At 33.6% G+C, this 12,409-nt stretch carries 12 protein-coding genes; all 12 read left to right on the top strand.

Going from position 1 to position 12,409, the window contains the following annotated elements:
* Window positions 1-43: 43 nt before the first annotated feature.
* A complete protein-coding gene (gene xerC / locus KA909_RS06825; RefSeq protein WP_228480623.1) occupies window positions 44-907 on the top strand; it encodes a tyrosine recombinase XerC in 864 nt (287 codons plus the stop codon).
* A complete protein-coding gene (hslV, locus tag KA909_RS06820) occupies window positions 908-1,453 on the top strand; it encodes an ATP-dependent protease subunit HslV (RefSeq protein WP_053029290.1) in 546 nt (181 codons plus the stop codon).
* 57 nt (window positions 1,454-1,510) lie between these two features.
* Window positions 1,511-2,914, top strand: coding sequence for an ATP-dependent protease ATPase subunit HslU (gene hslU / locus KA909_RS06815; RefSeq protein ID WP_053029292.1), 1,404 nt, complete (start codon window positions 1,511-1,513; stop codon window positions 2,912-2,914).
* 21 nt (window positions 2,915-2,935) lie between these two features.
* Complete coding sequence (gene codY / locus KA909_RS06810) at window positions 2,936-3,709, top strand: GTP-sensing pleiotropic transcriptional regulator CodY (protein ID WP_210130063.1); 774 nt, start codon at window positions 2,936-2,938, stop codon at window positions 3,707-3,709.
* Window positions 3,710-3,987: 278 nt separating this feature from the next.
* Entirely contained in the window at window positions 3,988-4,776 is a 789-nt protein-coding gene (gene rpsB / locus KA909_RS06805; protein WP_011275944.1) for a 30S ribosomal protein S2, read from the top strand.
* A 164-nt stretch (window positions 4,777-4,940) separates the two neighbouring features.
* Window positions 4,941-5,819 (top strand): translation elongation factor Ts, encoded by an 879-nt coding sequence (gene tsf / locus KA909_RS06800; protein ID WP_053029296.1) that lies wholly within the window; start codon window positions 4,941-4,943, stop codon window positions 5,817-5,819.
* A gap of 136 nt (window positions 5,820-5,955) precedes the next feature.
* Window positions 5,956-6,678, top strand: coding sequence for a UMP kinase (pyrH, locus tag KA909_RS06795; protein ID WP_053029298.1), 723 nt, complete (start codon window positions 5,956-5,958; stop codon window positions 6,676-6,678).
* Window positions 6,679-6,695: 17 nt separating this feature from the next.
* Complete coding sequence (gene frr / locus KA909_RS06790) at window positions 6,696-7,250, top strand: ribosome recycling factor (protein WP_053029299.1); 555 nt, start codon at window positions 6,696-6,698, stop codon at window positions 7,248-7,250.
* A 225-nt stretch (window positions 7,251-7,475) separates the two neighbouring features.
* Window positions 7,476-8,246 (top strand): isoprenyl transferase, encoded by a 771-nt coding sequence (locus tag KA909_RS06785; protein WP_075108556.1) that lies wholly within the window; start codon window positions 7,476-7,478, stop codon window positions 8,244-8,246.
* A gap of 3 nt (window positions 8,247-8,249) precedes the next feature.
* A complete protein-coding gene (locus KA909_RS06780) occupies window positions 8,250-9,032 on the top strand; it encodes a phosphatidate cytidylyltransferase (protein WP_053029303.1) in 783 nt (260 codons plus the stop codon).
* Window positions 9,033-9,242: 210 nt separating this feature from the next.
* Entirely contained in the window at window positions 9,243-10,529 is a 1,287-nt protein-coding gene (gene rseP / locus KA909_RS06775; protein WP_075108557.1) for an RIP metalloprotease RseP, read from the top strand.
* Between the two features lie 18 nt (window positions 10,530-10,547).
* Window positions 10,548-12,248, top strand: a complete 1,701-nt coding sequence (locus KA909_RS06770) for a proline--tRNA ligase (protein WP_193839418.1) — start codon at window positions 10,548-10,550, stop codon at window positions 12,246-12,248.
* Window positions 12,249-12,409 lie beyond the last annotated feature (161 nt).

Genomic DNA, 12,409 nt, shown 5'->3' with positions numbered 1-12,409 from the left:
AGGGGATTTTTAAGTGGAAGAAATCCAAGTTACATTCTTAAATATGCTCAAAGTTGAAAGGAATTTCTCCGACCATACTTTAAAATCATATCATGATGATTTAGTACAATTTAATCGTTTTTTAGATCAAGAGTTGTTAAGCCTAAAAAAATTTGAATATAAAGATGCTCGAAATTATTTAAGTTATTTATATTCGCAAAATTTGAAACGTACTACTGTATCAAGGAAGATTTCAACGTTAAGAACTTTCTATGAGTTTTGGATGACACAAGATGAGACAATCATCAATCCTTTTGTTCAACTGGTTCATCCTAAGAAGGAAAACTATTTACCACAGTTTTTTTATGAAGAAGAGATGGAGGCTTTATTTAAAACTGTAGCTCAAGATTCTAAAAAGGGATTACGAGATCGAGTTATTTTAGAATTATTATATGCAACTGGTATACGTGTTTCAGAACTAGTAAATATACAACTTAAAGATATTGATATGTCTTTACCTGGTGTCAAGGTACTAGGAAAGGGAAACAAAGAGCGATTTGTTCCGTTTGGAGAATTTTGTCGCCAAAGTATTGAACAATATTTAAGTGAATTCAAACCGATACAACATGCCAAACATTCATATTTATTAGTTAATATGAATGGCGCACCTATAACTGAAAGGGGCGTTAGGTATGTATTAAATGATGTTGTAAAACGTACAGCAGGAGTGACAGAAATTCATCCCCATAAACTTAGACATACGTTTGCAACACACTTACTTAATCAAGGAGCGGATTTGAGAACGGTACAATCTTTATTAGGACATGTAAATCTTTCAACCACTGGACGATATACACATGTATCTAATCAACAATTACGTAAAGTGTATTTAAATGCACATCCTCGAGCGAAAAAGGAGAGTAAATAAATGAGTAAAACATCATTACATGCAACAACGATTTATGCTGTTAGACACAATGGTGAAGCGGCAATGGCTGGTGATGGACAAGTGACACTTGGTGAGCAAGTCATTATGAAACAAACAGCACGTAAGGTTCGTAGATTATACGAAGGGAAAGTACTTGCTGGATTTGCTGGAAGTGTTGCAGATGCTTTCACATTGTTCGAGAAATTCGAAACAAAGTTACAACAATTCAGTGGTAACTTAGAACGTGCAGCTGTTGAGCTAGCACAAGAATGGCGTGGGGATAAACAACTGCGTCAATTGGAAGCAATGCTAATTGTAATGGACAAAGATGCAATATTAGTGGTGAGCGGAACTGGAGAAGTGATTGCACCAGATGATGATTTAATTGCAATTGGTTCAGGTGGAAACTACGCATTAAGTGCTGGAAGAGCATTGAAACGCCATGCTAGTCATTTGTCAGCAAAAGAAATGGCTTATGAAAGTTTGAAAGTTGCATCTGACATTTGTGTGTTCACTAATGATAATATTATAGTGGAAACACTTTAACGTTAAACAAATGGAAATGAATATAAATGGACGTATATTAGGTTGGAGGTAAAAGATATGGATGCAAATGGTATAAAATTAACACCTAAAGATATCGTATCTAAATTAAATGAATATATAGTTGGGCAAGATGATGCTAAACGTAAAGTTGCCATTGCGTTAAGAAATCGTTATAGAAGAAGTTTGCTTGACGAAGAAACTAAGCAAGAAATCGCACCTAAGAATATTTTAATGATTGGTCCAACTGGTGTTGGTAAAACGGAAATAGCTAGACGTATGGCTAAGGTTGTTGGCGCCCCATTTATCAAAGTGGAGGCCACTAAGTTTACTGAAGTAGGTTACGTTGGACGAGATGTTGAGAGTATGGTTCGTGATTTAGTGGATGTGGCAGTAAGACTTGTTAAAGATCAAAAGAAAGACTTGGTCAAAGATGAAGCGCTTAATAAAGCAAATGAAAAATTAGTTAAATTATTAGTGCCAAGTATGAAGAAAAAAGCATCAAATAACAACAATCCATTAGAGTCATTATTTGGTGGCGCAATTCCAAACTTTGGTAATAATGATGATGAGGAAGAAGAAACACCAACTGAAGAAATTAAAACGAAGCGTTCAGAAATCAAAAAACAATTATTAGATGGTAAACTTGAAGAAGAGAAAGTTAGAATTAAAGTTGAACAAGATCCAGGTGCACTTGGAATGCTAGGTACTAATCAAAATCAGCAAATGCAAGATATGATGAATCAACTCATGCCTAAACGTAAGGTTGAACGTGAAGTGCCTGTTAAAACAGCACGTAAGATTTTAGCTGATGATTTCGCGGATGAGTTAATAGACCAAGAGACGGCGAATCAAGAGGCATTAGAGTTGGCAGAACAAATGGGTATTATCTTCATTGATGAAATTGACAAAGTAGCAACGAATAATGCTAATAGTGGTCAAGATGTTTCAAGACAAGGTGTTCAACGAGATATCTTGCCAATCTTAGAAGGTAGCATGATTCAAACTAAGTATGGTACTGTAAATACTGAACATATGCTATTTATTGGTGCGGGGGCATTCCACGTATCTAAACCTAGCGATTTAATACCTGAATTGCAAGGTCGTTTCCCGATTAGAGTAGAATTAGAAAGCTTAACTGTGGATGATTTCTACAGAATATTAACAGAACCTAAACTATCACTAATTAAGCAATATGAGGCACTACTCCAAACTGAAGAGGTCACTGTGAACTTTACCGAGGAAGCGATTACAAGATTAGCTGAAATGGCTTATCAAGTAAACCAAGACACTGATAACATTGGTGCGCGTCGTTTACACACAATCCTAGAAAAAATGCTTGAAGATTTATCATTTGAGGCACCTAGCATGCCAAATGCTGTAGTAGATATAACACCACAATATGTTGATGATAAGTTGAAATCTATTTCAACAAATAAAGATTTAAGTGCATTTATTTTATAATATAAATAAAGGAGAAATTTTATGAGCTTATTATCTAAAACTAGAGAATTAAATACACTATTACAAAAACATAAGGGTATTGCCGTTGACTTTAAAGACGTGGCTCAAACAATTAGTAGCGTTACTGTAACGAACGTATTTATTGTTTCACGTAGAGGCAAAATTTTAGGTTCAAATTTAAATGAACTTTTAAAGAGTCAAAGAATCAATGACATGTTAGAAAGTAAACATATTCCTAGTGAGTATACTGAACTATTAATGGATGTTAGACAAACTGAATCAAATATTGATATTAATAATGAATTAACAGTATTCCCTCCAGAAGACAAAGAATTATTTAACGATAGTCGTACGACTGTATTCCCTATTCTTGGTGGGGGAGAAAGATTAGGTACATTAGTACTTGGTCGTGTTAAAGATGACTTTAACGAAAATGATTTAGTATTAGGTGAATATGCTGCTACAGTAATTGGAATGGAAATTTTACGTGAGAAGCATAATGAAGTTGAAAAAGAAGCGCGTGATAAAGCAGCTATTACAATGGCAATTAATTCATTATCTTATTCAGAAAAAGAAGCTATTGAGCATATCTTTGAAGAATTAGGTGGTAATGAAGGCTTACTTATTGCTTCTAAAGTAGCAGATAGAGTAGGTATCACACGTTCAGTTATCGTTAACGCATTACGTAAACTTGAAAGTGCTGGTGTAATCGAATCACGATCCTTAGGGATGAAAGGTACCTTTATTAAAGTTAAAAAAGAAAAATTCCTTGAAGAATTAGAACGTAATAAATAATTAGTATTAGCATAATTATTCTAATAAATTGAAGTTTAACTGCTGCGAGGCTAAAACATGTATCTGCAGCAGTTTTTTAATTGCTCGAAATATCGAAAGTGTTACGTATTGACGTATTCAATAAATTAACGTTGCACGGCAATTAAAAGTATGATATTATTATTGTCGGCTATAAAGCCAATACACACATAATAAACGCACATGTAGAGGGTGCAATTCAATCATTGTCTTTATATGAGTTTATTATGGAGGTAAATAACCACTAGGAGGAATTTAAAATGGCAGTAATTTCAATGAAACAATTACTAGAAGCCGGTGTTCACTTCGGTCACCAAACACGCCGTTGGAACCCAAAAATGAAAAAATATATCTTCACTGAAAGAAATGGTATCTATATCATTGACTTACAAAAAACAGTGAAAAAAGTTGAAGAAGCTTATAACTTCATCAAACAAGTATCAGAAGATGGCGGTAGAGTCTTATTCGTTGGTACTAAAAAACAAGCACAAGAATCAGTTAAAGCTGAAGCAGAACGTGCTGGTCAATTCTACGTTAACCAAAGATGGTTAGGCGGAATTTTAACTAACTATAAAACAATTTCTAAACGTATTAAACGTATTTCTGAAATCGAGAAAATGGAAGAAGACGGTTTATTCGACGTTTTACCTAAAAAAGAAGTTGTTGAACTTAAAAAAGAATACGACCGTTTAATTAAATTCTTAGGCGGTATTCGTGATATGAAATCAATGCCTCAAGCATTATTCGTAGTTGACCCTCGTAAAGAGCGCAACGCGATTGCTGAAGCACGTAAATTAAATATTCCAATCGTTGGTATTGTTGACACTAACTGTGATCCAGATGAAATTGATTATGTTATCCCAGCGAACGACGACGCTATTCGTGCCGTTAAATTATTAACTGGTAAAATGGCTGACGCTGTCTTAGAAGGTCAACAAGGTGTTTCTAACGATGAAGTAGCTGCAGAGCAAAACATCAATTTAGATGAAAAAGAAGAATCTCAAGAAGCAGAATCAACTGAAGAAAATACTACTGTTGAATCAAACTAAGATATAGTTTAAATGGGTGATAAGATGTAATGCTTATCGCCCTTTTTTCAAATAATAAAAAATAATAATTAAAGTTAACTAGAGTATTGGAAATTATAGTGACTTTAATGGTAATATTTAGGTATCATCTATTATTACAATTAGAAATATTGGAGGAATAATTAATGGCAATTTCAGCAAAACTTGTTAAAGAATTACGTGAAAGAACTGGCGCTGGTATGATGGATTGTAAAAAAGCGCTAACAGAAACTGATGGTGACATCGATAAAGCGATTGATTACTTACGTGAAAAAGGTATCGCTAAAGCAGCTAAAAAAGCAGACCGTATTGCAGCTGAAGGTTTAGTACATGTTGAAGTTAAAGGAAACGAAGCTGCTATCGTTGAAATCAACTCTGAAACTGACTTCGTAGCTCGTAATGAAGGCTTCCAAGAATTAGTTAAAGAAATTGCTAATCAAATTCTTGATAGCAAAGCTGAAACAGTAGATGCTTTATTAGAAACTAAATTATCAAGTGGTAAAACAGTTGATGAAAGAATGAAAGAAGCAATCTCAACAATCGGTGAAAAATTAAGCATCCGTCGTTTCGAAATCAGAACTAAATCTGATAACGATGCATTTGGTGCATACTTACACATGGGTGGACGCATTGGTGTGTTAACTGTAGTTGAAGGTTCTACTGATGAAGAAGCTGCTAAAGATGTAGCAATGCACATCGCAGCTATCAATCCAAAATATGTTTCTTCTGAACAAGTTAAAGAAGAAGAAATTAACCACGAAAAAGAAGTATTAAAACAACAAGCATTAAATGAAGGTAAACCAGAAAAAATCGTTGAAAAAATGGTTGAAGGTCGTTTACGTAAATATCTTCAAGAAATTTGTGCAGTTGATCAAAACTTTGTTAAAGATCCAGATCAAACAGTTGAAGCTTTCTTAAAATCTAAAGGTGGTAAACTTGTTGACTTCGTTCGCTATGAAGTAGGCGAAGGTATGGAAAAACGTGAAGAAAACTTCGCAGATGAAGTTAAAGGTCAAATGAAATAATCTGTCGACAGGATTTACAAGAAAGAAGACACCTTTGAGGTTTTCTATTATAAAGTCATACTTTATGTTAGAAGGCGCGTCAGTGTCTTCTTTACTTGTATATATTACATATTTTTACAATAGAGAGGAAAAAACAATGGCGCAAACTTCTAAATATAAACGTGTAGTATTAAAACTTAGTGGTGAGGCACTCGCAGGAGACAAAGGTTTTGGTATTAATCCAATCATTATTAAAAGTGTAGCACAGCAAGTAGCTGAAGTTGCTAAGATGGATTGTGAAATCGCAGTTATCGTTGGTGGCGGTAATATTTGGAGAGGAAAAACTGGTAGTGACTTAGGTATGGACCGTGGTACAGCAGATTACATGGGTATGCTTGCTACAGTTATGAACGCTCTTGCACTTCAAGACAGTTTAGAACAATTAGAATGTGACACTCGCGTGTTAACTTCTATTGAAATGAAACAAGTAGCTGAACCTTATATTCGTCGACGAGCTATTAGACATTTAGAGAAGAAACGTGTTGTAATTTTCGCAGCAGGTATTGGTAATCCTTACTTCTCTACAGATACAACTGCAGCGTTACGTGCAGCAGAAGTCGAAGCCGATGTTATTTTAATGGGTAAAAATAATGTTGATGGTGTATATTCAGCAGACCCTAAAGTAGATAAAAATGCGGTTAAGTATGATCACTTAACACATATCCAAATGTTACAAGAAGGATTACAAGTGATGGATTCAACAGCTTCATCATTCTGCATGGATAATAATATTCCATTAAATGTATTCTCAATTATGGAAGAAGGAAATATTAAACGTGCAGTTATGGGCGAGAAAATAGGTACATTAATAACTAAATAATTAGAGGTGTAATTAGTATGAGTGACATTATTCAAGACACTAAAGCTAGAATGAGTAAATCTATTGATAATTTATCACGTGAATTAGCAAATATCAGTGCTGGAAGAGCAAATTCAAATTTATTAAGTGGCGTAACAGTTGATTATTATGGAGCTCCAACTCCAGTTCAACAATTAGCTAGTATCAATGTGCCAGAAGCACGTTTATTAGTTATTTCTCCATATGATAAAACTTCAGTGGCTGATATCGAAAAAGCAATTAACGCTGCGAACTTAGGTGTAAATCCTACAAGTGATGGCGAAGTTATTCGTATCACAGTTCCTGCTTTAACTGAAGAACGTCGTAAAGAGTTAGTGAAAAATGTTAAGAAAATTGGTGAAGATGCGAAAGTTTCAATTCGAAACATTCGTCGCGATATTAACGACCAATTGAAAAAAGATGAAAAAAATGGAGACATTACTGAAGACGACTTAAGAAGTCAAACAGAAGATGTACAAAAAGCGACTGATAATTCTATTAAGGAAATTGATCAATTAGTAGAAGACAAAGAAAAAGACATTATGTCTGTTTAATGAGTTCGACAATAAATTAATTCATTTAATAATGTGTAAGTTGTATTCAAAGTGTACTTTATACATTACTATAAATTATTTTAGTCTAAACTGTGCCAATTCAGACTTTGGTACAGTTTTTTCATTTGCTTATTCAATGCCATTATCGAGTATGATAAAATGATAGATGATTTCTTAAATAACTAATATAATATAATAGAGATGATCAGGCTCGGAGGAAAGACCATGTTTAAAAAGCTAATAAAAAGAAATAAGACTAAAATCAGTCAGAACGATGATTTAGATTTACATAATTTACCTGAACATGTAGCGATTATCATGGATGGCAATGGACGTTGGGCCAAAAAGCGTAAAATGCCTAGAATAAAAGGCCACTATGAAGGTATGCAAACGATTAAAACGGTAACGCGAGAAGCAAGTGATTTGGGCATTAAATACTTAACCTTATACGCTTTTTCAACTGAAAACTGGTCTAGACCTGAAAATGAAGTAAATTATATCATGAATTTGCCTGTAAATTTTTTGAAAACATTCTTACCAGAACTCATTGAAAAAAATGTTCAAATTGAAACAATTGGATTTCTGGAAGCCGTTCCTAAATCGACGATAGAAGCGATTGAACACGCAAAAGAAAAAACTAAAAATAATACAGGTTTAAAATTGATATTTGCTATTAATTACGGTGGACGTGCTGAAATTGTACAAAGTATGAAATCAATTTATGATGAACTTCAACATAACGGTCAAGGCAGTAAAGATATTGACGAATCAATGATAACCAAGCATTTAATGACACATTCATACCCAGATCCTGAATTATTAATTCGTACTTCTGGCGAACAACGTATTAGTAATTTCCTTATTTGGCAGTCTTCTTATAGTGAATTTATATTCAATGAGAAATTATGGCCAGACTTTGACGGTGAAGAATTTAAAAAATGTTTAAAAATATATCAATCTCGCCAAAGACGCTTTGGAGGGTTAAGTAAGGAGTAGCGTATGAAAGTTAGAACTTTAACCGCAATTATTGCTTTGATAATATTTCTCCCAATTTTATTAATGGGTGGAACAACACTCATGTTGTTTGCGTACTTACTCGCTTTAATTGCTTTAAAAGAACTCTTAAATATGAATATGATTAAATTACTTTCAGTCCCTGGCATTTTTAGTGCATTAGCATTAATCATTATTATGTTGCCTCAATCAGCAGGCGACTGGGTTAGTGATATTCAGTTAAAAAGTTTAATCGCAATGAGTTTTATTTTATTAAGTTATACTGTATTGTCTAAGAATAGATTTAGTTTTATGGACGCAGCATTTTGTCTGATGTCAGTTGCATACGTAGGCATTGGATTTATGTATTTCTATGCAACACGTTCAGATGGCTTACATTACATACTTTATGCATTTTTAGTGGTATGGTTAACTGATACAGGGGCTTATATTTTCGGTCGTTTAATGGGGAAACATAAATTGTGGCCAGTGATCAGTCCAAATAAAACAATCGAAGGCTTTATTGGTGGCTTAATTTGTAGTTTAATAGTACCAATTGTTATGTTATGGTTTGTTGATTTTAATTTAAACATTTGGTTACTATTATTAGTAACAATCATCTTAAGTATTTTTGGTCAACTAGGTGATTTAGTTGAATCAGGATTTAAACGTCATTTTGGTGTTAAAGATTCTGGACGAATTTTACCAGGTCATGGCGGCATATTAGACCGCTTTGATAGCTTTATGTTTGTTTTACCATTACTCAACATTTTATTAATACAAATGTAGTATGATTTTAATGTTTTATTTATATATGAAAAATGTATAGTGCTATAATTGAGGAGTTATTGAGTGCACATTTGACTAGATATAGTAGATGATGTAATTCTTAACTCCTTTTATTAAAAGTAAAATTCTTGAATAATTTAACTAAATCATAGATAATCTACATCATTCTTATGAATAAAGTAGAAAATTAATTTAATTGAGGTGTAACACGTGAGTTATTTAATCACTATTGTCTCATTTATAATCGTGTTTGGTGTACTGGTTACAGTACATGAATATGGTCACATGTTCTTTGCTAAGCGTGCTGGAATAATGTGTCCTGAATTTGCGATAGGTATGGGACCCAAAATCTTTAGTTTCCGAAAGAATGAAACGTTATACACAATCCGTCTATTACCAGTCGGTGGATATGTAAGAATGGCTGGGGATGGTTTAGAAGAACCGCCAGTTGAACCAGGAATGAATGTTAAAGTTAAGCTTAATGATAAAGATGAAATTACGCATATTATTTTAGATGATCAACATAAATTCCAAAAAATAGAAGCAATCGAAGTCAAAAAATGTGACTTTAAAGATGATTTATATATAGAAGGTATTACATCATATGACAATGAGCGCCATCACTTTAACATTGCTGAGACGGCCTATTTCGTTGAAAATGGAAGCTTAATCCAAATTGCACCACGCCATCGCCAATTTGCACACAAGAAACCATTACCAAAATTTTTAACATTATTTGCAGGACCTTTGTTTAACTTTATATTGGCTTTGGTTTTATTTATTGCATTAGCTTATTTCCAAGGTACACCTACTACTTCAGTAGCGCAATTAGCTGATAACTACCCTGCACAACAAGCAGGATTAAAAGCTGGGGATAAAATTGTTCAAGTAGGTCCGTATAAAACAAAGGATTTTGATGATATACAATCTGCTGCGAATAAAATTAAAGATAACAAAACAACGATAAAATTTGAAAGAGATAATCAAATCAAGTCAGTTGATATAACACCTAAGAAACAAGTAATTAAACAAACGAAATTAAATTCTGAAACGACATACATTTTAGGTTTCCAGCCGGAAAAAGAACATACATTAATTAAACCAATAGCTTTAGGGTTTGATCAGTTTGTAAGTGCGAGTACGTTAATATTTAAAGCAGTAGGTACAATGATTGCAAGTATATTTACTGGTCAATTTTCATTTGACATGTTAAATGGTCCAGTGGGTATTTATCATAATGTCGATTCTGTTGTGAAACAGGGTGTTATTGCATTAACGTATTACACTGCACTGTTAAGTGTTAACTTAGGTATAATGAACTTGTTACCAATCCCAGCACTAGATGGTGGTCGAATCTTATTCGTACTTTATGAAGCCATCTTTAGAAGACCAGTGAATAAGAAAGCTGAAACAATGATAATAGCAGCTGGTGCTATATTTGTCTTAATTATCATGGTTCTAGTAACTTGGAACGACATACAACGTTATTTCTTATAAATTAAGGAGGAGTAAGTGATGAAACAATCAAAAGTTTTCATTCCAACAATGAGAGATGTACCTGCTGAAGCAGAAGCATTAAGTCATCAATTATTATTAAAAGCAGGGTTAATTAAACAAAGCACAAGTGGTATTTATAGCTATTTGCCACTCGCTTCTCGTGTCTTAAATAATATTTCTAAAATTATTCGTGAAGAAATGGAACGTATAGATGCTGTTGAAATTTTAATGCCTGCGCTTCAACAAGCAGAACTTTGGGAAGAGTCAGGTCGTTGGGGTGCATATGGTCCAGAACTTATGCGATTAAAAGACCGTAATGGTCGTGAATTTGCACTAGGACCAACGCATGAGGAAGTAGTCACTTCTATCGTGAGAGATGAACTTAAGTCATATAAACAATTACCATTAACTTTATTCCAAATTCAGTCTAAATTCCGTGATGAAAAGCGTCCACGTTTCGGGTTATTACGTGGTAGAGAGTTTATTATGAAAGATGCTTATTCATTCCATGCTGATGAAGCATCACTTGATGATACGTATCAAGATATGTACAACGCTTACGGTCGTATATTCAAACGCGTTGGTATTAATGCACGTCCAGTAGTTGCAGATTCAGGTGCAATTGGCGGTAATCATACACATGAATTTATGGCGCTAAGTGAAATTGGTGAAGATACGATTGTTTATAGTGAACATAGTGATTATGCAGCTAACATTGAAAAAGCTGAAGTTGCATATTATCCAAATGAAAAACATACTGAAGTTGCAGCACTTGAAAAGATTGAAACACCTAATGTTAAAACTGCTCAAGAATTAGCAGACTTTTTAAATCGTCCAGTGGATGAAATTGTGAAAACGATGATATTCAAAATTGATGGTGAATTTATCATGTTCTTAATCAGAGGTCACCATGAGTTAAATGATGTCAAAGTTAAAGCGTACTTCGGAACAGATCATGTTGAGATGGCAACTGAAGATGAAATTATTAATTTATTAAGTGCAAGTCCAGGATCATTAGGACCAATTCATGATAAAGAAATTAAAATTTACGCTGATAATTTTGTTAAGGATTTAAATAATTTAGTTGTAGGTGCAAATGAAAATGGCTACCATTATGTAAATGCCAATATTGGACGCGACTTTAATGTTGATGAATATGGTGATTTCCGCTTTATCTTAGAAGGTGAACCATTAAGTGATGGCTCTGGTGAAGCAAAATTTGCTGAAGGTATTGAAGTTGGTCAAGTATTCAAATTGGGAACAAAATACTCAGAAGCAATGAACGCAACATTCTTAGATAATCAAGGTAAAGCTAAACCATTAATCATGGGATGTTACGGTATTGGTGTATCAAGAGCATTAAGTGCTATTGTCGAACAAAATAATGATGAAAATGGTATTATTTGGCCAAAATCAGTAACACCGTTTGATTTACACTTAATAACAATAAATCCTAAAAAAGATGAACAACTTGAATTAGGTAATCAATTGTATGAAACATTGCAACAACAATATGATGTACTTTATGATGACCGTAAAGATCGTGCAGGCGTTAAATTCAACGATGCAGATTTAATTGGTTTACCTATACGAATTGTCGTAGGTAAAAATGCAAGTGATGGTATCGTTGAAGTCAAAGTGCGTCAAACTGGTGAGAGTGAAGATGTTCATATAAATGATTTAAATGACTATATCGCCACATTATACAGTCAATTATAATATGGTGAACGCTTAGACGTATGATTTAAGTGTCTTAGTCATTGCTGAATTAATATAGCAATCAATGCACTTATCGAAATGAGGTTAGGACAATTTCATAGTTGTCTAAGCCTCTTTTTTATTAAAAGAATTAAACGCAGCAAATGAAATGCATCACTCAA

The organism is Staphylococcus sp. GDX8P54P (assembly GCF_017893165.1).
In the GTDB taxonomy this organism is placed as follows: Bacteria; Bacillota; Bacilli; order Staphylococcales; family Staphylococcaceae; genus Staphylococcus; species Staphylococcus borealis.
Note: the sequence above shows the minus strand (reverse complement) of the source record. Positions and strands in the feature narration are given on the sequence as shown.